Source organism: Cellulomonas sp. P4_H12, assembly GCF_056400905.1.
Window position 1 is genome coordinate 38,844 of the sequence record NZ_JBFUKJ010000012.1, and the last position, 20,674, is coordinate 59,517.

Here is a 20,674-nt window from a genome sequence, read left to right on the forward strand (position 1 = left end):
CCCATCACGGGCCGGGAAATGCCACGAGGGGCAGGCACCAGCGTGCCTGCCCCTGTCGGCGCGTCCGCCTCGGTCAGATCGTCCCGTCCTTCATCGCCTGGGCGATCCACGGGATGACCTCGTCGAGCATGTCCTCGAGCTTGGTCGTCGCCTCGAAGCCGAGCACGCGCTTGGCCTTGTCGGTCGCGGGGACACGACGCTGGACGTCGTACTCGAAGGCCGGGTCGTGCGTGAGCGTCAGGGGGACGTCGTCGCCCTTGATCTTGTGCCAGATGATCTCGGCGAGCTCGGTCACCGTGTGGCCGTCCGGCGTCGACAGGTTGAAGTCGTCGTTCAGCGCGTCGGGGTGAGCCATCGCGTCGACGATGCCGCGGGCGAGGTCGCCGCCGTACGTGTAGTGCCGGATCTGGTTGCCCTCGCCCAGGATGTGCACGGGGTCCTGACCCTTGAGGATCTTCTGGACCAGGTCGGGCACCACGTGGCTCATGGCGAGCTTCACGTTGCCGGAGTCGATCTCGACGTCACCGAGCGCACGGGACTCACCGATGCCGACGCAGTTGAACGGGCGCAGGATCGTGTACGGCAGCTTGTACTGGTCCCATGCCGCGCGCGCGAAGTACTCGACGGCCAGCTTCTGGAAGCCGTAGGACGAGAGCGGCGGCGGGACGATCCGCTCGTCGCCCTCCTTGGAGGGCCACGACGTCGTCGACTCGAACACCATCGAGGACGACATGTAGGTCACCTTCTTGAGGCGACCCTCCTTGTGCGCGGCGATCGCGGCGTCGGTCGACGAGGCGATGATGCGCTCGTTCTCGGCCAGCAGATCGTACGCGTAGGTGTGGAAGTACGAGATCCCGCCGATGAGGGCGGCTCCGGCGATGAAGTGGTCGCAGTCGGAGAGCAGCTGGGTCATCAGCTTCGTCTCGCGCACGTCCCCGACGGTCAGGTGGTAGTTCGGGTTGTCGTCGTACGACTTGGTGACCTTGCCGTACTTCGAGTAGTTGTCGATGCCGACGACCTCGTAGCCGCGGCTGAGGAGCTCCTCCACGACATACCCACCGATGAAGCCAGCGGAACCGCTGACCAGAACCTTCTCCATGCTCTATCCGTCCTTCACGTCGTCGTTCGTTGACTCGACCAGACGGGCCGCCTGGGCCCGGACCTGCTCGGGGGTGGCACTGTGCCCGAAGGCGAAGCGGTACCAGCGCAGGTAGTGCGGGATCCACTGCGCCAGCTTGAAGTTGGACTCGCCGAAGGTGCGGTCGAGCCAGATGGTCGGCAGCTCGGCCACGGGACGACCGAGCCGGCGTGCCTTGGCCGTCAGCTCGAGCCCGATCTCGAAGCCGTCACGCGAGTGGATGCCGACGGAGCGGACGAACTCGGCGTCGTAGGCCTTGAACGAGTTCGTCGCGTCACGCGTGCCGATGCGGGCGAACGTGTGCAGCGACCGCCCGGCCGAGCGCGAGAGGAACGACTTGAGGAACGGACCGCCGACCTGGGCGCCGCCCGGCATGTAGCGGGAGGCCGCCGCGACCACCACTCCGCGCTCGACGAGCCGGACCAGGTCGTCGATCTGCCGGGGGTCATCGCACCCGTCGGCCATCGTCACCACGACGGTCGGCGCCTGGGCGTCGTCGATCCCGAACCTGATGGCGTTGGCGGGGCCTCGGCCATACGTGCTGATCGCGACGCGCAGGCGAGGCTCGTCGGCGCGGTACCGCTCCACCACCGGGACGGTGGTGTCCTCGGGGAAGTCCACGACGACGACGACCTCGCACGGCAGCTGGACGGCCTCGAAGATCCGGTCGAGCGCGGGGACGATGTGCTCGCCCTCGTTGTACGCCGGGATGATGACCGAGACGCGGGGAGAGGCGCCGTGGGTCACACGAGCACCCCGTTGCCCAGCAGGTTCCAGACGTCGGCGACCGGGAGGTCGGTCTGCAGGTCACGGTACTCGGCGTGCGGCGTCGCGACGATCAGCAGGTCAGCCTCGGCGAGCACCTGCTCGAGGGGCACCAGCTCCGGGTCGACGGTCACGTGCGGGTCGGTGGCGAGCACCTTGCCCGCCTTGAAGTCGAGCACGCGGCGCAGCTTGTAGGACAGGCTCGACCGGATGTCGTCGGACCCGCCCTTGAACGCCATGCCGAGGATGCCGACGGTCATCGTCGACAGGTCGAAGCGCTCCTCGAGGCGGCTCACGAGGTAGAGCGGGAGACCCTCGTTGACCAGCATCGCCGAGTGGCCGAGCCCGAACTGGTTGTCGCTGAAGGCGGCCAGCTGCATGGTGTCCTTGAACAGGCAGGGACCCGCTGCGAACCCGGCGCCCGGCATGTCGGCCGCGCGCGGGTAGTCCTGCGCGAGCCCCTTGCGGATCCGGTCGAAGTCCAGGCCGCGGTCGTTGGCCATCATGTAGAACTGGTTGGCGGCCGCGAACTTGATGTAGCGCCACGTGTTGGTGAACAGCTTGGCCAGCTCGGCCTCCTCCGGCTCCAGCTGGACGAGCTGGTCGGTGAGCTTGCCGAACAGCGCACCGGCGCGAGCCCGGCCGGACTCCGTGCGGGCCGAGATGATCTGCGGCAGGTCGAACAGCTCCTCCATCGCCTTGTGCTCGGCGATGCGCTCGGGGCAGAACGCGACCTCCACGTCCACGCCGAGGGCCGCGACCATCTTCTCCACGAGCGCGGTGACGCCCGGGTAGACGGTGCTGCGCAGGACCAGGAGCTGCCCGTCGCGGAACGAGTCCGCACACGCCGAGAGCGCCTTCGGGATCGCCGTCGGGTCCGGGTTGAGGTGCTCGTCGACCGGGGTCCCGATGACGACGACCACGTTCTCGGCCGACGCGACGACCGACGAGTCGGTGGTGGCCGTCAGGAGCCCGTCGGCCAGGGCCTTCTCCAGGAGCTCCTGAGCTCCGGGCTCGATGAACGGCATGACGCCGTTCATGACCCGGTCGACGGCGGACTGGCTCAGGTCGTAGATCGCGACGCTCGCGCCGCGGCTCGCTAGCGCGATCGCGAGGGGCAGCCCGACGTGCCCGCCACCGCCGACGACGACGACGTCACGCTCGAACGCGGGGGCGGCCTGGAGCTGGTTGGGTGACATGCAGGAGGACCTCCACAGACGGGGGAGCCGGGGCGGGCGGGCGACAGCCTACCCTCACCCTCCGCGTCGCCCTCGCGTGCCGCGACTCACACCAGGGCTGGCGCGGCGGCTCTCCAGCGCTCGGCCCAGGGCCCGATCGGAGCGACGTCGAGCGCACGGAACGCGTCGTGCCCGAGCACCGAGTAGGAGGGGCGTGGCGCGGGGCGGACGAAGGAGTCGCTCGTCGTCGTCCGCACCAGCTCGGGATCGAGCCCCGCGGCCGCCACCACCTCGCGGGCGAACCCCCACCAGGACACGTTCCCCGACGACGTGCCGTGGTACGTCCCCGGTGCGGCATCCGCGTCGACGAGCCGGACCACCAGGTCGGCCAGGTCCGCGGTCCAGGTGGGCTGGCCGATCTGGTCGTCGACCACGTCGATGCCGCCGCGCTCGCGGACGATGCGCAGGACGGTCTTGGGGAAGCACGGACCGTGCTCGCCGTAGAGCCATGCCGTCCGGACGACGAGGTGGTTCGCGGCGAGCGACCGTACGGCCCACTCCCCTGCCGCCTTGGTGCGCCCGTACGCCGATCGCGGTCCGACCGGCGCGTCCTCGCGGTACGGCGACGACGCACGACCGTCGAACACGTAGTCGGTGGACACCTGCACGATCCGCGCGCCGTGCCGGTCCGCCGCGCGGGCGAGGTGGGCCGCGCCCGTGCCGTTCACGTCGAACGCCGGTCCCTCGGAGGTCTCGGCGTCGTCGACGGCCGTCCACGCGGCGCAGTTCACGACGACGTCGTGACCGGCAACGAGAGTGTCGACGGCGACGGCATCGGTGACGTTCAGCGTGGCGCGGTCGGCGGCGGTCACCTCGTCGCCCGGACGCGCTCCGAGCAGCGCGACCAGGTCCTTGCCGAGCATGCCGTTCGAACCGGTCACCAACCAGCGCACGATCTCTCCTTGAGCTCCGCCAGGACAGGTGTCCCTGGGCACGACGAGGCCTCAGCCTAGGCGTCCGGATAGTGTGGGGCCGCCCAATCCCCTGAACAGAAGGAGTGCCTCGTGCGCGTCCGTGAGCTAGAGGTCCCCGGGGCGTGGGAGTTCACCCCGCGACAGTTCGGCGATCCTCGTGGCGTCTTCCTCGAGTGGTTCAAGGCCGACCCGTTCGTCGAGGCCCTCGGTCACCCGCTGTCGCTGAGCCAGGCCAACTGCTCCGTGTCGGAGGCGGGCGTGCTGCGCGGTGTGCACTTCGCGGACGTGCCTCCCGGCCAGGCCAAGTACGTCACGTGCRCCAAGGGCGCCATCCTCGACGTCGCGGTCGACATCCGCGTGGGCTCGCCCACGTTCGGCCGCTGGGACGCGGTCGTCCTGGACGACGTCGACCGGCGCGCCCTGTACCTGTCCGAGGGGCTCGGGCACGCGTTCATGGCGCTGGAGGATGACTCGACGGTGCTGTACCTGTGCTCGACGGGCTACGACCCCGTCCGCGAGCACGGCATCCACCCGCTCGACCCCGAGATCGGCATCGAGTGGCCGACCACCGACCGCCAGGGCCGGGCCATCACGCCGAAGCTGTCCGACAAGGACCTCGCAGCGCCGAGCCTGTCGGAGGCCCGCGCGTCGGGACTGCTGCCGACGATGGCGCAGGTCGAGGAGTACGTCGCCGGCCTGGGCGCCTGAGCAGCGTCAGCAGCGCACCTACCGGTCCCGTCGCCGCGCGAGCGCGGCCTCGTACGCCTCGACGTGCGCAGCGGCGGACCTGTCCCAGGTGAAGCTCGCGCTGCGCGCGAGCGCGGCACGTCCCAGCATGTCGCGCCGCGCCGGGTCGGCCAGCAGCGCGGCCAGCTCCGTCGCGATCGAGTCACTGGTCGTGTCGCTGTAGGCGACCGCGTCGCCGCCCACCTCGGGCAGCGACAGCTCGCGAGTGGTCAGCACGCACGACCCGCACGCGAGGGCTTCGAGCACCGGCAGCCCGAAGCCCTCACCGAGGGACGGGTACGCGACGACCTGCGCACCACCGAGCAGCGGAGCCAGGTCGTCGAGCGGCAGATAGCCCGGGACGACGAGATGCAGCCCGTCGGGCACCTGCGCGCGGACGGCGTCGATCTCGGCGTCCCAGCCCTTCGCACCCGCCAGGACGAGCGCCGGCGGTGTGTCCGAGGCTGAGGCGACCTGCACCCAGGCGCGCACGAGGGCGGGCACGTTCTTCCGTGGTTCGAGGGTGCCGAGGAACGCGACGTAAGGGGTCGCTCCCAGCCCGAGCGACCCCGCGACGCGGTGTCGCTCCTCCACCGGCACTGGTCGGAAGACGGCGGGATCGACACCGTGGTAGGCCACATGGAACCGTCCGGGGTCCCCCCCGACATTTCGGAGCACCTCGTCGCGCGTCGCCGCCGAGGGTACGACGAGCGCGTCGGCCGTCTTCACGGCGGAGCGCGTCGCCGCCGTGAACAAGCGGGCCTTCGAGCGGTCGTGCAGCTGCGGGTGGCTGAAGAAGGTGGCGTCGTGCAGCGTGACGACCGAGGCGACGCCCAGCAGTCGCGGCCGCGTGTAGTGGGGGCTGTGGAGCACCTGGGCCCCCACCCGCCGGGCGAGCCGCGGGAGGCCCGTCTGCTCCCACACGAACCGGACCGCGCGACGCTCGACCGCGGAGGGCACCGGCACGACCTCGGCGCTCGACGCCGCGAAGTGCTCGACGTCCCTGCGCTGGACAGCCACCACGAGATCGACCCCCGCGGCGACGAGCGCGGGCACGATGCCATCGACGTAGCGGCCCACACCGCCTCGGTTGGCGGGGACGGCAGTGGCATCGATCAGCACGCGCAGGCTCACGGTGCACCATCCTCGCATCGGCGCCGGGCCCCGCCCGCCAGCGCCCTAGGCTGTCGGGATGCCCGTTGTCGAACCCCTGCGTGCGGGACTGGTCGTCGAGCAGCTCTGGCAGCCCGCCCCTGGAGGGTCGGGGACGTACATCGTGGAGCTCCTGCGGGCGCTGGTCGGACGCGACGACGTCCGGGCCGTCGGCCTGGCCGCGCACCACCGCACCGGACCGCCCGACGACTGGGCGATCGACGTCCGCGTCGTGCACTCCCGGCTCCCCCGGACCGCGCTGTACCAGTCGTGGCAGAGCCTGCACCGGCCGCGCGTGGAGGGCCGGGTGCCGACTCTCGACGTCGTGCACGCCACGACGTGGGCCCTCCCCGCCACCCGGCGGCCGCTGGTCGTAACGGTGCACGATCTCGCGTTCCTCGAGCGGCCCCAGCTGTTTACGGAGCGTGGCAACGCCTTCTTCCGCAGGGCGCTGGAGGACGTCCGCCGACGGGCGGCCGCCGTCATCGTCCCCTCCCGGGCGACGGCGGACGAGTGCCGCGACGCCGGGATCGACGACGACCGGCTGAGCGTCGTGCCACACGGCGTCACCGTCGTGCGACCGGACGCGAGCCAGATCGCGGCGGCGCGTCGTCGGTACGCCGACGACCGCCCGTACGTGATGTGGGCCGGCACGACGGAGCCCCGCAAGAACGTCGTGACCCTGCTCGAGGCCTATGCCGAGCTGGCCCGAGACCCTGAGGCGCCCGACCTGCTGCTCGTCGGCCCGCCCGGATGGGGCGAGCCACCCGCCATCCCCGAGGCGGTCCGGTCCCGCGTCCGGGTCACGGGACGGGTGGACCGGCTCGACCTGCACGCCCTGTACGCGGGCGCCCTGGCGTTCGCCTTCCCGTCGCTGTCCGAGGGCTTCGGGCTCCCGGTGCTCGAGGCGATGTCCCACGGGACGCCTGTGGTGACGTCGTCCGGCACGGCGTGCGCCGAGGTGGTGGKCGACGCAGGCCTCACGGTCGAGGCGACCGACGCCGGCGCGCTCGCGGACGCGCTGCGCGAGGCGATCGGTCCGCGGCACGACGAGCTGGGTGCACGCGGCCTGGAACGGGCCGCCGAGTTCAGCTGGGCCCGCAGCGCCGAGGCGACGCTGCGGGCCTACCGGTCCGTCGTCAGGACGGGTCGCGCCTGAGCACCACGCGGCTGAGCCTGCTCTTGACCTTGGACGCCACGAGCCGCGCGCCGCCGTCGCTGAAGTACTCGCGAACCAGGCCCACGTCGCCCTTGACACCACCCCACGACGGCTCCGCCACGCGGACGAACGAGCCGAGCATCGCGGGCGCATCGGGTCCGACCAGGTCGGGCGCGCGCCGCGGTCGACGGCAGAACTGTACGAGCGGGTCGAGCGCGAGCGACCACACGTACTCCGGAGCGACCCTCGCCACGTTCGCCCGGACCTCGCGAGCCCGGTCCTCGTCGGTCAGCAGGTCGACGAGCGCGTCCGCGAGCGCGTCGACGTCTCCGGGCGCGACGACGGTGCCCATGTCGCGGTCGTGCACCAGCTGGGCGAGCGAGTCTCCCGCGGTGCAGACGATCGGCAGTGACGCCCACATGTAGTCGAGCATGCGGGTGCGGAACGAGAAGGCCGTCTCGATGTGGTCGAGGTGCGTGCTCACGCCGATGTCCGACTCCAGCAGGAAGTTCTGCCGCAGGTCGTACGGCACCCACTCCTCGTTGAAGATGACCTCCTTGCCCAGCAGGCCGAGGTCCTCGGCGAGCCGGTGCGCGGCGACCCCCATGCGCATCTCGGGGACCGCGGGGTTGGGGTGCTTGACCCCCATGAAGAGCAGGCGGATCTCCGGGACCCGCTCCTTGGCCTTGCCGATCGCCCGGATGAGGGTGAGCGGGTCGAACCAGTTGTAGATCCCCCCACCCCACAGGACGACCTTGTCGTCCTTGCCGATGCCGGGGATGACGCCCTTGACCATGGGCTTGGTGGCGACGGGCGCGGTGTCGCTCACTCCGAACGGCACCACCGAGATCAGCGACCCGAGCGTCTCGTCCTCGTCGTAGACGAGGGGGTTGAGGCGGCCGAGCGCTGCCATCTGGCCGAGCCAGAAGTCACGCTGCTTCTCCGAGGCGCACATGAAGAAGTCACCACGTGCGAGCTGCTCGTTCAGGACCCCGGTCGACGAGCTGACCACCTCACGGCGACCGGCCTCGCCGAGGTCCCGTGCCTGCTCCAGCTGCTCGAGGTGGAACGGGTCGTAGATGTCCACGACGATCACCTTGGAGCTGTTCCGCAGCACCGGGTGCTCGTGCATCAGGAAGCCCTGGAAGATGATGACGTCGGCCCACGCCTCCATCTCGACCATGTCGAGAGGATTCACGTGCCGGATCTCGAACTCCGAGCTCTCGAGGCTGCTCGCGGCCGTGGTGACGAGCTTGACGTCGTGCTCGGTGGACAGCTCTCGGGCGATGTTCCACGCCCGGATCGCGGGGCCGGCCATGCGGGTCGCGAGCGTGTCCCCCGTCGCGACGAGAATCCTGCGGCGCCGGTTGAACGCCTCCCGGATCGCGAACCTTTCGACGACCTCGTCGTACGCTCCCACGAACCCGGCGTCGTTGATGTTCGGCTGCAGCGGGTCGCCGAAGAGGCGCAGGATGTCGACGTCGTCCCGGCGGCGCTGTCCCTGCAGCCGCGCGCGCTCGGTGGCCAGCTCGGGCAACCGGCGCACGAACTCGTCGACGGCGTAGGTCGACGCGAGGGCCGTGCGCGACACCGTGGTCGACGGACCCTCGGCGGCGTCGTGGCCGAAGGCCAGGTCGAGCTCGGTGGGGTCGTCTCCGCCGAGCACCACGCCGCGGCGGATCGCCAGCGCGATCGCCCCCGGCAGGAAGCGCTGGAGGTTCTCGTCGTCGTAGTTCTTGTAGATCGTGTACAGCGCGTTCCGCTCGAGCAGGAACTTCTCGCGCCACGAACCGATCGAGGACATCGACGCGTGGTGCCGGTGGAACGAGATCGAGGTCGGCACGTACCGGACGCGGTAGCCGAGCAGCCAGAGGCGCCACCCCAGGTCGACGTCCTCGAAGAACATGAAGTAGCTCTCGTCGAACCCGCCGACCTTCTCGAACACCTCGGCGCGCATGATGAGCGACGAGCCCGTCCCGAACAGGACGTCGGTCTCCTGCTCGGGCCCCCAGGCTGCAGGCGCCCCCACACCCTTCTTGAACGCCTGTCCGTACCAGGACATCCCAGCACCGGCGAAGTCGATCGCGTTGCCCTCCCAATCGAGGACCTTGGTCGCCACGGCCCCGACGTCCGAAGACCTCTGGAGCACCGGGATCGCCTCGCGGAGGAACCCGGCGTCGGGGCGGGCGTCGTTGTTGATGAAGACGACGAACTCGCCCGTGCTCTTCTTGACCGCGAGGTTGCACCCGCCGGCGAAGCCGAGGTTGGTCGCCGACGTGACGACGACCGCGTCGGGAACCGCCCGACGGATCCTCTCGACGTCGTCACCGCCGCTCGCGTTGTCGACCACGACGAGCTCGATGTCCCGCGCCGGCCACTCGACGTCGGCGAACGACTTCAAGCACGTGATCGTGTCATCGGCGCCCTTATAGTTGACGACGATGACCGAGACGACGCCCGGTCTGCGACTCACTGTCACGTGCTCTCCCCCTGCTGATTTCGGGATTCCTTGGAACGTCCACGCAGCCCGCGTCGGGCCGGCTCGCGCAGCCTGGCGATCTCGGCCTCGGCGGACGCGAGCTGCTGGCGCAAGGAGATGGTGTGCGCCTCGCGGTCGGCGATGACGGTGCGTGCCGTCGTCAGCTCGTCCCGGAGCCGGCCGGCCTCCTGCTCCAGCGCAGCGACCGCGCCGGTGGTCCGGAGGCGTGCGCCGAGGACTGCGGCACCGATCGCACCGAGCGTGACCTGCGTGTCCGTGCTGGCGTCGGGGCTGCGCAGGCTCGCCACCAGCGCGTCCAGCTCGGCGGGAGTCCGCCTGGCGGACGCGACCACGACCTGCCGGTACGACGGCTCGGCGTTGTCCAGCAGCGACTGCCGCTCGTTGTAGAAGCGGTGCAGCTGCGGGAGCTCGGGCATCCCGACGGCGAGCAGCTCGTGGTGGAACAGCATGCCGAGGAGCCATCGCGGCAGGTAACCGCTCGGCAGCCGGGCGGCGTGCCAGTCGTCCGCCCCGAGGGCCTCGAGGGTGTCCTCGATACGCGGAAGACCGTTGTCGGAGTGCTCCTGCAGGGTGCCGAACACCTCGCCGAACCGGACGGTGACGAAGCTCTGCAGCGCGGCCTCGGCCAATTGCACGCCGTCGGTGGCGTGCGGCGCGCTCAGGACCACGTAGTCGCGGGCCACGCGGCGCAGCTCGGAGAGGAACGGCGCGCGGAACGGCGGAAGGATGTGCTCGAGGACGTCGAGCGTCAGCACGACGTCGAACGCGTCGTCGTCGAACGGCAGCCGGGCTCCGTCCGCGACGATGAAGTTCCCGCTGTGGGAGCCGTAGCGGTCGACGATCGCGACCTGCGCGCCCGGGAAGAAGACCTCCATGAAGCCGGGCGCACCGCCCACGTCGAGCACGGTCTTGCCCTCGACGCCGCCCAGCGCCTCGACGACGCGTGCCGCCGTCGCGTACCGCTGGTACTGGTCGAAGGGCAGCTCGAGCGCCTCGGGCGAGTGGTAGGTCTTGCTGCCGCCCTCGGCCGCCTGCGGGGGGTTCTCGCTCACGCGACACCTTCCTTGACGTTCCAGGAACCACCGAGGCTCACGACGCCGAAACGCTCTGCCGGCTCGCCGGGCAGGACGTCGAAGCGCAGGGCGCGAGTCTGGTGGTCGAATGTGTGGACCAGCATGGAGTCTGCCACCCCGGTCGACACGTCATAGGTGCCGGGCAGCAGCATGAGCCGGTCGATGTCGAGGTCGACCGTCCCGGTGCCGCGCCGCACGTCGAACTGGAGCCCGGAGTCCTTGGTGTTCGGTCCGGTGACGTGCTGACCCGTCATCGTGTGCACCCCGATCCCGAACACGACACCCGGGACGTCGGCAGTCGCCGTGTAGTGGAGTCGCAGCGTGACCTTGTCGCCGGTGTGGGGCTGCGCGCTCCCGCCTCCGTGGAGGAGCTCGACGCCCTCGACGCGGACCTCGCCCGAGCCGTGCCGAGCGTTCCCGTCCGGACCGGACGGCTGCTCCTCACGGTCCGCGTGCGAGCTGTCGACGTACTCGTCGACGACGTCGTTCGGCTTGCCCAGGCCGAGGAGCCGGCCGTGGTCGAGCCAGGCGACCTCGTCGCAGAGATCACGCATGGTGCCCAGCGCGTGGCTCACGACGACGATGGTGCGGCCCTGGTCCTTGAAGTCCTTGAACTTCTCCATGCACTTGCGCTGGAACTCCTCGTCACCCACGGCGAGGACCTCGTCGATCATCAGGATGTCCGGGTCGACGTTGATGGCGACCGAGAACCCGAGTCGCACGTACATGCCGGACGAGTAGTTCTTCACCGGGGTGTCGATGAAGTTCTCGAGCCCGGCGAAGCCGACGATGTCGTCGAACCGGCGAGTGATCTCGTCCTTGCGCAGGCCGAGGATCGACCCGTTGAGGTAGACGTTGTCGCGGCCGGACAGCTCCGGGTGGAAACCCGCGCCCAGCTCCAGCAGCGCCGAGACTTTACCGGTCACCGCCACTCGTCCGCGGTCGGGCACGAGGATCTTCGCGAGCACCTTGAGCATCGTCGACTTACCGGACCCGTTGTGTCCGACGAGCCCGAACGTGGTGCCCTCCTTGACGGCGAACGACACGTCCTGCAGTGCCCAGAACTCGTCGAACTTCGCCCGCCGCTGGCGCATCATCGCGATCTTCAGCGACTGGTTGCGCTCGTGGTAGATCCGGAACCGCTTCGCGATGTCCGTCGCCTGGATGACCTCTGTCACAGTTCCTCCGCCAGTCTGGACTCGAGCTTCGCGAACACCCGGTTGCCGAACCACAGGAGCACCACGGTCACGAGCAGGCAGTACACGAGCGGCTGCCACGACGGCAGGTGCCCGGAGTAGAGCATGTCCCGCACGGACTCCACGAAACCCACCATCGGGTTGAGCGAGTAGATCGTCTCGAGCGGCAGCTTCGACGCCCAGCTCGACCCGTCCTGGATCCCCTCGATGAGGCTGATCGGGTAGATGATCGGCGTGGCGTAGAACCAGATCTGCATGAAGAGCGCCACGAAGTGGGCCACGTCCCGGAAGTACACGTTCACGACCGACAGAGCCAGCGCCAGGCCGAGGGAGAAGAAGCCCACCAGGATCATCACCAGGAACACCGGGACGATCCAGGGAAGCACGTTCACCCGGGCGACCAGGAAGATCACCGCGAGGACACCCATCTCGATGAGGTAGGTCACGAACGCGGAGATCACCGTGGCCAGCACGAGGAGCCGGCGCGGGAAGTACGTCTTCTTGATCAGGTTGCCGTTGGCGACGAGCGCACCCTGGCCTCCCTGGACCGCGCCGGCCATGAAGTTCCAGGTGAGCAAGCCGCAGAGGAGGAACAACGGGTAGCTGTGCAGGCCGTTCACCCCGACCGGCGGGACCACGCGCATGATCGTGGAGAACACGAGCGTGAAGATGATCGTCGTGGCGAGCGGGTTCAGGAGCGACCAACCCCACCCGAGGGCGGTGCCCTTGTACTTGCTGCGGAGCTCTCGCTGTACGAGATTGACGAGGAGCTCGCGAGAGTGCACGACCTCTCGCGTGTCCGTAAGGATGCCCAAGGCCGATGTCCGTTCAGAGAGTGGATGCGCACGCAGTATGTGTGTGGGCGCAGCGATCGAGAATACACATCGCCACTCAGCAACCCTCACCCGCGAGAGGTGGGCCTCGTCACCCGCGGTGGCTCACCGGAACCCGACGGAGCACGGTCGACGAGCCGTGAGACGATCGCCGCCGTGAGGATCACGGTGGACGGCACACCCCTGCTCGGGACCCCGACGGGGATCGGGCGCTACGTCCGCGAGCTCCTCCGCGCCCTGCCCGCGGCCCTCGACGAGCGTCTGCCCGGTTCGACCGCGCAGCTCACCACCTGGTCGGCGCGGCACCACCGGGTCGAACCCGTGCCGCGGGTGCGCCAGGTCGGGCCGCGGGTCCCCGCGCGCCTGCTCCGCACGAGCTGGACTCACCGCGACGTGCCGCCCATCGAGTGGTTGGTCGGGCGTACGGACGTCTTCCATGGCACCAACTTCGTGTCACCGCCCACCCGTCGTGCCCGTGAGGTGGTGACCATCCACGACCTGACGTACGACCTGCACGCCGACACCGTGAGCGAGGCGTCCCTCGCCTACCGCGAGCTGGTCCCCCGGGCGCTCGCACGCGGCGCGCACGTCGTCACGCCCACCCGTGCCGTGGCGGACGCGGTGGCTGATCGCTACGGCCTGCGGGCGGAACGACTGACCGTGACGCCGCTCGGCGTCGACCCCTCATGGTTCGCGGCGCAACCACTCGGGGTCGCCGACCGCTCGAGGCTCGGTGTCCCCGACCGCTACGTCGTCTTCGTCGGGTCGCTGGACCCGCGCAAGAACCTGCCCCGACTGCTCGCGGCCCACGCCGCACTGCGCGACGACGACCCCGATGCCCCTGGGTTGGTGCTCGCGGGGCCGGCGGGTCGCGAGGAGAGCCTCGCGGCCGTCCCCGGTGTCACCCTGACCGGGTGGCTGCCCGACACCACGCTCCAGTCGCTCGTGGCCGGAGCGGTGGCGCTCGTCCTGCCCTCGATCGACGAGGGCTTCGGGTTGCCCGCACTCGAGGCGCTCGCGGCCGGACGGCCCGTGGTCGCGGCGGACATCCCCGTGCTGCGCGAGGTCGCCGGCCCGCAGGCCGAGTACGCCGACCCGTACGACGTCCCCGCCCTTGCCGCCGCGATGCGTCGTGCGGAGCGGCTCCCTCACGACACGGCCGCCCGCCGGGAGCGGGCGGGGCGGTTCACGTGGCTCGACTGCGCGCGTGCGACCTGCGACGCCTACGCGGCGGTGACCGGGTCGTGAACGAGCACACCCCGTCGGACCCGCCCGACGTCACGGTCGTCACCGTCACCTACCAGGGCGCGGACCTGGTCTCCAGCTGCCTCCGTTCCCTGGCCGACCAGCAGCTCGGCGACGTGCGGATGGAGGTGGTGGTGGTCGACAACGCCTCGACCGACGGGACCGCCGAGCTCATCGCCAAGGATCATCCCGACGTCCGGCTCCTCCGCAACGAACGCAACCTGGGATTCGCCGGGGGCAACGACGTCGCGCTGGCCACCGTCCGCTCGCGGTACGTGATCCTGCTGAACAACGACGCGACAGCCGACCGCCACTTCGTCCGCGAGCTGGTCGAGAGCATGGACGCGGCCGATCCGGACGTGGCGGCGATGGCGGCGACCGTGCTGCTGGAGCCCTGGTTCCGCGCGGCGGGGCCCGACGACCGGGACGTCGTGGAGGGTCCCGACGGCCGATGGGTCGCCGACCCGGCGGGCGCGGTGCGTCTGGTGAACTCCACGGGGAACGAGGTCGGGCCCGACGGGTTCGGCGTCGACCGGGGGTGGTTGGCCGACGCGCGACGTCATTCCCCGTCGCGCGACGTCTTCGGCATCAGCGGAGCCGCAGCGATCCTGCGGTCGTCGGCGCTCGAGCGCACCGGCACGTTCGACGAGCGGTTCTTCATGTACTACGAGGACACGGACCTGTCGTGGCGGCTGCGCCTGGCGGGCTACCGCATCGAGCACTGCGCGGGAGCTGTGGTCTCGCACCTGCACGCCGCCTCGTCCCGGGAGGGCAGCGACTTCTTCCGGTTCCACGACCAGCGCAACCGGCTGGCCATGCTGACCAAGGTCGCGTCGGCCGGGATGGCGGTGCGGTGCGTCCTGCGCTTCGTGGTCACGACCGCGTCGGTCGGACTGCGCCGGCGCCAGCCGTGGCCGGTCGTGCGGACCCGGGTCCGAGCCTTCGTCTCCTACCTGGGCATGGTGCCCCACCTGCTGCGCGAGAGGCGGCGCATCGGTCGCGGCGCGACGGTCTCTCGGCGCGACGTGCAGGAGCTCCTGACGAGGCGGGACGGCCCGACGGGTTCCTACCGAGCCTGAGGTCGGTCCTCCGTCAGTGCGTCGCGACCGAGGCGTCGAAGCTCGCCACCGGCGTGGGCGCGGGCACCGCGACGTGGCGGAAGACGATCGTCCGGTACGTGACGAACCGGAACGTGCTGGCCAGACCCAGGCCCAGGACGTTCGCGGAGATGTTGTCCGCCAGCGGAGAGGTCAGACCGAGCACGTAGTGGGAGAACCACAGCGTGCCCACCGAGATCAGCATGCCGGTCAGCGAGAACAGGACGAACAGCGCCGCCTCGCGGCCGGCCGCCCGTCCGCGGCGGTGGCGGAAGACGAAGTAGCGGTTGCCGAGCCAGGTCACTGCGGTCGCGACCGCGACGGAGATGACCTTCGCGACGAGCGGGGAGTCGTGCAGCTCGGTGCCGTACGCGAGGAGGTTGAACAGGCCGACGTCGACGACGAAACCCACGACGCCGACCGCCCCGAACTTCACGGCGTCCCTCAGGACGTGGGCAGCCGTCGCGCGCCACTCGGCTCGCGTGCGACCTCGCAATGGATCTCCCTGGCGCTCAGGCGCGCCTGGACGCGCGACGGGACGAGATTAGCGCCTGACCGGGCTTCCGCGCGTCTCCGCGCGCTGTGAGCCCGCGCACCAAGGCGCCGAACGGACGGCGACCGACCGCAGGACACGCGGCGGGGGCGCTACGCTCGTGGGTCGGAACCTGACCAAGGAGAACGCCTCGCATGCACCTGCTCGTCACCGGCGGCGCCGGCTTCATCGGCTCCAACTTCGTCCACCAGACGGTCCGCGAGCGCCCCGACGTGCGCGTGACGGTGCTCGACGCGCTGACGTACGCGGGCGACGAGCGCAGCCTGGACCCGGTGGACGGCAAGGTCGTCTTCGCGAAGGGTGACATCGCGGACCCGGACATCGTCGACAGCCTGGTCAAGGACGTCGACCTGGTGGTGCACTTCGCCGCCGAGTCGCACAACGACAACTCGCTGCACGACCCGTGGCCGTTCCTCCGCACCAACGTGATCGGTACGTACCAGCTCCTCGAGGCGGTCCGCCGGCACGACGTGCGCTACCACCACATCTCGACGGACGAGGTCTACGGCGACCTCGAGCTGGACGACCCGGCCAAGTTCACGCCGGACACCCCGTACAACCCTTCGAGCCCGTACTCGTCGACGAAGGCCGCCTCGGACCTGCTGGTCCGCGCGTGGGCCCGGAGCTTCGGCGTCCGCGCCACCATCTCCAACTGCTCGAACAACTACGGTCCGTACCAGCACGTGGAGAAGTTCATCCCGCGTCAGATCACCAACGTCATCGACGGCGTGCGCCCCAAGCTCTACGGCTCGGGCGAGAACGTGCGCGACTGGATCCACGTCGAGGATCACAACAGCGCGGTCTGGGCCATCATCGAGCGCGGTCGCCTCGGCGAGACGTACCTCATCGGGGCGGACGGCGAGGAGAACAACAAGACGGTCGTCGAGGACATCCTCGAGATCATGGGCCAGTCCCCCGACGCGTACGACCTCGTCAGCGACCGCCCGGGTCACGACCTGCGCTACGCGATCGACTCCACCAAGCTCCGCGAGGAGCTGGGGTGGTCCCCGAAGTACGAGAACTTCCGGGCCGGGCTCGAGGCCACCGTGGGCTGGTACCAGGCCAACGAGGCGTGGTGGCGGCCGCAGAAGGACGCCACCGAGGCGAAGTACGCGCAGCTCGGGCGGTAGTCGTCGGCTCAGCCGGTAGCGTCGCAGCGATCGGTCGCTGATCTGCACAGATCCTCCACCGCGTCGCTGCGCGCGCTCCGCCCCACAGGAGGATTGCTCTCCTACCATCGTCGACGTGACCAACCGCCACGCTGCTGTCCCACGCCCCCGTGCCGCCCGGCACGCCCGGTCCCTGCACACCCACCGGGTGCTTCGTGGGATCGCGCTCACGCTGGCAGCGGTCGTGGTGTTCGGGGCCAGCGGGGTCGCCGCGGTCGCCGCCAAGCTCAACGGCAACATGGACAAGGTCGACGTCTCCGCCCTCGTGCAGCCGATCCCGTCGCAGTCGAAGGCGCCGGACCCGGACGACCCGAACGCCGGGCAGGCCGTCAACATCCTGATCCTCGGCTCCGACCAGCGCGACGGCGAGAACGGCGAGATCGGCGGCAAGGTCGAGGGCATGCGGTCGGACACGACGATGGTGCTGCACATCTCGGCCGACCGGTCCCGTGTGGAGCTCGTCTCGATCCCCCGCGACTCGCTGGTCGACATCCCGTCCTGCACCATGACGAACGGGAAGACCACCCGCGCCACGCGCGGCATGTTCAACTCGGCGTTCGCCACCGGGTGGGACAACGGCGGCGACATGGAGTCGGCCGCGGCATGCACGATCAACACGGTGCAGCAGAACACCGGCATCCCGATCAACCACTTCATCGTCGTGGACTTCGCGGGCTTCCAGCAGATGGTCAACGCCATCGGCGGCGTGCCGATGTGCATCCCGAACGACATGACGTCGAAGGACGCCGGGCTCTACCTGACGGCGGGCTACCAGACCCTCGACGGTCCCACCGCGCTGGCCTACGCCCGGGCGCGCAAGGGCCAGGGCGTCGGCGACGGCTCGGACACCAACCGCATCGGCAACCAGCAGAAGCTCATCGCGGCGATGGTCCGCGAGGTCCTCTCCCGCGACGTGATCACCAACCCGCAGAAGCTCATCTCGTTCCTGAGCGCGGCGACGAGCTCGCTGACGACCGACAGCACGATGTCGATCAGCAACATGACCGGCCTCGCCTACAACCTTCGCAACATCAACAGTGGCAACATCACGTTCATGACGATCCCGTTCGCGCCCGCGAAGTCGGACCCCAACCGGGTCGAGTGGACCGCCGCCGCCGACACGGTGTGGTCGAACATGGCGAACGACGTGCCCGCGCTCGGCGAGGCCACCCCCGCCCCTACCGCGGCTGCGACGACGCCGGCCGAGCCGACGACGCCCAACGCCACCGAGGCACCGGTTCCGGCCGACACCCCGACGCCGGCCGAGACCAAGAAGGCCGGCCACGAGGCGTTCACGGTCGACGACACGACCGACGTCTGCTGACGGATGAGCTCCGACGAGCGCACCACGCGCACGCCGCCGCCCAGCTTCGCGCCCGGTGCCCCGCGACGACCTTCGGGTCCCGACCCCGACGCCGCGCCGATCGTGGTCGGGCGGCCCGCCCGGCCCTCGGCCCCGAGCCGCACGCCGCGTCCGGCGGCCGCTGAGCCGACCCGTCCTCCGCTGCCTCAGGCGCGGCCGACCACCGCAGCACCCGCGCAGCGCGGGACTGACAGGCCTGCGTCGATCTCACCGACGGCGCCGTCCACCCGGCCCCAGCGGCCCGCAGCCATTGAGGTGTCCGGTCGCGACCAGACTCCCCCGGCGGCCCGGCCCGCGTCCGCACCCGCCTCGCTCCCACGGAGCGCGTCGTCGCGACCCGCCGCCGCCCGGGCGTCGTCCGTTCCTTCGTCGCGTCCCACCGGGGCACGCGGGGCCGCAGTGCCGCCGCAGCAACCCCGGGACCGGCCGACCGCCTCCGACGGGGCATCGACCGATCGCCGCCACCGCGGGCCGATGATCGCGGTCGTCGCCGTGCTCGTGCTCGCCGCGCTGCTCGCGTGGCCCATCGGCCTGGCGGTGTGGGCGAACGGCAAGATCCAGCACACAGCTGCGCTGAGCGGCGCCGCGAACACGCCCGGCACCACGTACCTGCTCACCGGTTCCGACTCGCGTGCCGACGGCTCGGTGGGCGAGGACGGCACGGAGGGTGCGCGCACGGACACGATCCTGCTGCTGCACGTGCCCGAGCACGGCCCCACCGCGCTGATCTCCCTCCCGCGGGACACGTTCGTGGAGATCCCGGGCCACGACCCGTCGAAGCTCAACGCGGCCTTCTCGTGGGGCGGCGCTCCGCTGCTGGTGCAGACCGTGGAGGGGCTCACCGGCCTGACGATCGATCACTACGCGGAGATCGGCATGGGCGGCGTGGAGCAGATCGTCGACGCCGTCGGTGGCGTGAACCTCTGCTACGACGCGGACGTGAACGACGTCGACTCGGGCATGGTCTGGGCCGCCGGCTGCCACGACGTCGACGGGAACGCGGCGCTCGCCTTCTCACGCATGCGCAAGTCGGACCCGACGGGTGACGTCGGCCGCGCCGAACGACAGCGCCAGCTCATCGGCGCCGTCATGGCGAAGGTGAAGCCCACGTCGCTGCTGCTGCACCCGGGCCAGCAGGTGGCCCTGATCGACGCGGGCACGGCGGCGCTCACGGTCGACGACGACACGGGGATCGTCGACATGGCCAAGCTGGCGCTCGCGTTCAAGGCGGCCAACGGCAAGGACGGCATCACGGGCACCCCGCCGATCTCCGACGTGAACTACCGGCCCGGCGGCGTGGGCTCGACGGTGCGGCTCGATCCCGACGCCGCTCCCGCGTTCTTCGCCGCCATCCGGGACGGTTCCCTGCCCGCCGGCGCCGTGGGTGGGATGCCCGGCGCCTGAGGCGTCACGACATCGCGGCGACCAGCCGCGGTCCGCGCATGACGCGGTCCAGCACGGCGGCTCGGGGCAGCTCCAGCGCCGCCAGGGTCGCCCGCCGCAGGCGCGGCCCGCACGGCGCCTCGACGTACCGCTGCACCACCCACGCGAGTGCCGTCACGGTGACGAGCGCGGCGGTCAGGGCGACGGCCGGCGGCACGTGGTCCGCCAGCGCGCGGATCACGGCGAGCCCCCAGTACTGGTGCACGAGGTACAGCGGGTAGGTGAGGGCGCCGAGCGCGACCAGGCCGCGGTGCTCCCAGCGCGCGACGCTGGTCAGGACGGCCACCGCGACGGCGGCGACGCAGCCGACGACCGCGAGGCCCAGCAGGGTCGCGGACGGGGCGTAGCCGGTGGTCCGCTCGAGCACGGCCGCCCGGGAGGGCACGACGAGGGTCACGGCGAGGGCCGTGCTCGTCGCGACGACGACCCACGGGAGGACCGTCCGGCTCCCGCTCGACCGGTCGCGCAGGAGCACGAACAACGCCATACCAGCCGCGAACAGCGGGGCGTAGTCCGAGATCAGCAGGGCCGCGACCTGGTCGGCTCCCGCCCGTTCGGAGAGGAGCGCGACCCAGGGCCAGACGAGCGCGACGCCGAGCACCCGGCGCCGCGTGATGCCCACGAGCGAGAACACCCCGAGCAGCACGTAGAAGCGCAGCTCGGTCCAGAGGGTCCAGTAGACGCCGTCGATGTGGTCGACCCCGAGCGCAGGCTGGAGCATCGTGAGATTCACCATGACCTCGTGCGGCGTGATCGCCTTGCCCTGCGGCCACAGGACCAGCAGGAGCAGACCGGTGGACAGCACGGCGACCCAGTACGCCGGGTAGAGGCGGGCCACGCGCGACGCGACGACCTGGGCGGTCGGCCGGCCCCACGCCGTCATGAGGATGACGAAGCCGCTGATGACGAAGAACAGCTCCGGGCCGAGCGACCCGTAGGCGGTCCACCGTCCGACGCCGCCGAGCCGCTCCGTCTGCTCAGGCCCCCAGGCGCTGCTGGTCCGACCCGTGAAGTGGTAGAGCACCACCGCGGCGGCCGCGAGGAACCGCAGGGCGTCGAGCGCCGCGAGGCGTGGTCGAGGAGCGGCTGTCATCCGCTCGACGCTAGACA

18 protein-coding genes are annotated in these 20,674 nt (G+C 70.6%); 7 read left to right on the forward strand and 11 right to left on the reverse strand.

Annotated elements, in window-relative coordinates:
- Positions 1 to 73 precede the first annotated feature (73 nt).
- The 4 genes from AC1DQC_RS08470 to rfbD form a co-directional block, all read right to left on the reverse strand.
- Positions 74 to 1,099 (reverse strand): NAD-dependent epimerase/dehydratase family protein, encoded by a 1,026-nt coding sequence (locus AC1DQC_RS08470; protein WP_477050785.1) that lies wholly within the window; start codon positions 1,097 to 1,099, stop codon positions 74 to 76.
- A gap of 3 nt (positions 1,100 to 1,102) precedes the next feature.
- Positions 1,103 to 1,885, reverse strand: coding sequence for a glycosyltransferase family 2 protein (locus tag AC1DQC_RS08475; RefSeq protein WP_477050786.1), 783 nt, complete (start codon positions 1,883 to 1,885; stop codon positions 1,103 to 1,105).
- Positions 1,882 to 3,102, reverse strand: coding sequence for a nucleotide sugar dehydrogenase (locus AC1DQC_RS08480; protein WP_477050787.1), 1,221 nt, complete (start codon positions 3,100 to 3,102; stop codon positions 1,882 to 1,884). The genes AC1DQC_RS08475 and AC1DQC_RS08480 overlap by 4 nt, the downstream gene beginning before the upstream one ends.
- 86 nt (positions 3,103 to 3,188) lie before the next feature.
- Positions 3,189 to 4,034: a dTDP-4-dehydrorhamnose reductase gene (rfbD, locus tag AC1DQC_RS08485; protein ID WP_477050788.1), complete on the reverse strand. Its 846-nt coding sequence runs from the start codon at positions 4,032 to 4,034 to the stop codon at positions 3,189 to 3,191.
- Between the two features lie 111 nt (positions 4,035 to 4,145).
- Here rfbD and AC1DQC_RS08490 point away from each other — a divergent pair, with 111 nt between their 5' ends.
- Positions 4,146 to 4,763 carry a dTDP-4-dehydrorhamnose 3,5-epimerase family protein gene (locus tag AC1DQC_RS08490; protein ID WP_477050789.1) on the forward strand — a complete coding sequence of 206 codons (618 nt, stop codon included), beginning with the start codon at positions 4,146 to 4,148 and terminating at the stop codon, positions 4,761 to 4,763.
- Between the two features lie 18 nt (positions 4,764 to 4,781).
- Here AC1DQC_RS08490 and AC1DQC_RS08495 read toward each other — a convergent pair whose 3' ends face one another.
- Positions 4,782 to 5,915 carry a glycosyltransferase family 4 protein gene (locus tag AC1DQC_RS08495; protein WP_477050790.1) on the reverse strand — a complete coding sequence of 378 codons (1,134 nt, stop codon included), beginning with the start codon at positions 5,913 to 5,915 and terminating at the stop codon, positions 4,782 to 4,784.
- Between the two features lie 58 nt (positions 5,916 to 5,973).
- Between AC1DQC_RS08495 and AC1DQC_RS08500 the strand changes: the two genes are divergently transcribed.
- Positions 5,974 to 7,092, forward strand: a complete 1,119-nt coding sequence (locus AC1DQC_RS08500; RefSeq protein ID WP_477050791.1) for a glycosyltransferase family 4 protein — start codon at positions 5,974 to 5,976, stop codon at positions 7,090 to 7,092.
- Here the strand turns inward: AC1DQC_RS08500 and AC1DQC_RS08505 are convergent.
- The 4 genes from AC1DQC_RS08505 to AC1DQC_RS08520 are packed head-to-tail and all read right to left on the reverse strand — an operon-like array spanning position 7,073 to position 12,646.
- Entirely contained in the window at positions 7,073 to 9,571 is a 2,499-nt protein-coding gene (locus tag AC1DQC_RS08505; RefSeq protein ID WP_477050792.1) for a glycosyltransferase, read from the reverse strand. The two genes, AC1DQC_RS08500 and AC1DQC_RS08505, sit on opposite strands and share 20 nt — an antisense overlap.
- Positions 9,568 to 10,644, reverse strand: a complete 1,077-nt coding sequence (locus tag AC1DQC_RS08510; protein WP_477050793.1) for a class I SAM-dependent methyltransferase — start codon at positions 10,642 to 10,644, stop codon at positions 9,568 to 9,570. The genes AC1DQC_RS08505 and AC1DQC_RS08510 overlap by 4 nt, the downstream gene beginning before the upstream one ends.
- On the reverse strand, positions 10,641 to 11,843 hold the full coding sequence (locus AC1DQC_RS08515; RefSeq protein WP_477050794.1) for an ABC transporter ATP-binding protein: 1,203 nt from the start codon (positions 11,841 to 11,843) through the stop codon (positions 10,641 to 10,643). Before AC1DQC_RS08515 ends, AC1DQC_RS08510 begins: the two co-directional genes overlap by 4 nt.
- Positions 11,840 to 12,646, reverse strand: coding sequence for an ABC transporter permease (locus tag AC1DQC_RS08520; RefSeq protein ID WP_477050795.1), 807 nt, complete (start codon positions 12,644 to 12,646; stop codon positions 11,840 to 11,842). The genes AC1DQC_RS08515 and AC1DQC_RS08520 overlap by 4 nt, the downstream gene beginning before the upstream one ends.
- Before the next feature lie 204 nt (positions 12,647 to 12,850).
- Between AC1DQC_RS08520 and AC1DQC_RS08525 the strand changes: the two genes are divergently transcribed.
- Both AC1DQC_RS08525 and AC1DQC_RS08530 read left to right on the forward strand, forming a co-directional pair.
- Entirely contained in the window at positions 12,851 to 13,942 is a 1,092-nt protein-coding gene (locus tag AC1DQC_RS08525; RefSeq protein WP_477050796.1) for a glycosyltransferase family 4 protein, read from the forward strand.
- Positions 13,939 to 15,018, forward strand: coding sequence for a glycosyltransferase family 2 protein (locus tag AC1DQC_RS08530; protein ID WP_477050797.1), 1,080 nt, complete (start codon positions 13,939 to 13,941; stop codon positions 15,016 to 15,018). Before AC1DQC_RS08525 ends, AC1DQC_RS08530 begins: the two co-directional genes overlap by 4 nt.
- 13 nt (positions 15,019 to 15,031) lie before the next feature.
- Here AC1DQC_RS08530 and AC1DQC_RS08535 read toward each other — a convergent pair whose 3' ends face one another.
- Positions 15,032 to 15,472, reverse strand: a complete 441-nt coding sequence (locus tag AC1DQC_RS08535; RefSeq protein WP_477050798.1) for a GtrA family protein — start codon at positions 15,470 to 15,472, stop codon at positions 15,032 to 15,034.
- Between the two features lie 251 nt (positions 15,473 to 15,723).
- Between AC1DQC_RS08535 and rfbB the strand changes: the two genes are divergently transcribed.
- From rfbB to AC1DQC_RS08550, 3 genes are all read left to right on the forward strand, one after another.
- Complete coding sequence (gene rfbB / locus AC1DQC_RS08540) at positions 15,724 to 16,719, forward strand: dTDP-glucose 4,6-dehydratase (RefSeq protein WP_477050799.1); 996 nt, start codon at positions 15,724 to 15,726, stop codon at positions 16,717 to 16,719.
- A 115-nt stretch (positions 16,720 to 16,834) separates the two neighbouring features.
- Positions 16,835 to 18,082 carry an LCP family protein gene (locus AC1DQC_RS08545; RefSeq protein ID WP_477050800.1) on the forward strand — a complete coding sequence of 416 codons (1,248 nt, stop codon included), beginning with the start codon at positions 16,835 to 16,837 and terminating at the stop codon, positions 18,080 to 18,082.
- A gap of 513 nt (positions 18,083 to 18,595) precedes the next feature.
- Positions 18,596 to 19,525, forward strand: coding sequence for an LCP family protein (locus AC1DQC_RS08550; RefSeq protein WP_477050801.1), 930 nt, complete (start codon positions 18,596 to 18,598; stop codon positions 19,523 to 19,525).
- A 4-nt stretch (positions 19,526 to 19,529) separates the two neighbouring features.
- Here the strand turns inward: AC1DQC_RS08550 and AC1DQC_RS08555 are convergent, their stop codons facing one another.
- Complete coding sequence (locus AC1DQC_RS08555; RefSeq protein ID WP_477050802.1) at positions 19,530 to 20,657, reverse strand: acyltransferase family protein; 1,128 nt, start codon at positions 20,655 to 20,657, stop codon at positions 19,530 to 19,532.
- Between the last annotated feature and the right edge of the window lie 17 nt (positions 20,658 to 20,674).

Excerpts from the sequence above, each read along its gene's own strand:
- AC1DQC_RS08470 (WP_477050785.1), bottom strand. The coding sequence starts at position 1,099 with ATGGAGAAGGTTCTGGTCAGCGGTTCCGCTGGCTTCATCGGTGGGTAT.
- AC1DQC_RS08480 (WP_477050787.1), bottom strand. The coding sequence starts at position 3,102 with ATGTCACCCAACCAGCTCCAGGCCGCCCCCGCGTTCGAGCGTGACGTC.
- rfbB (WP_477050799.1), top strand. The coding sequence starts at position 15,724 with ATGCACCTGCTCGTCACCGGCGGCGCCGGCTTCATCGGCTCCAACTTC.
- AC1DQC_RS08550 (WP_477050801.1), top strand. The coding sequence starts at position 18,596 with ATGATCGCGGTCGTCGCCGTGCTCGTGCTCGCCGCGCTGCTCGCGTGG.
- AC1DQC_RS08555 (WP_477050802.1), bottom strand. The coding sequence starts at position 20,657 with ATGACAGCCGCTCCTCGACCACGCCTCGCGGCGCTCGACGCCCTGCGG.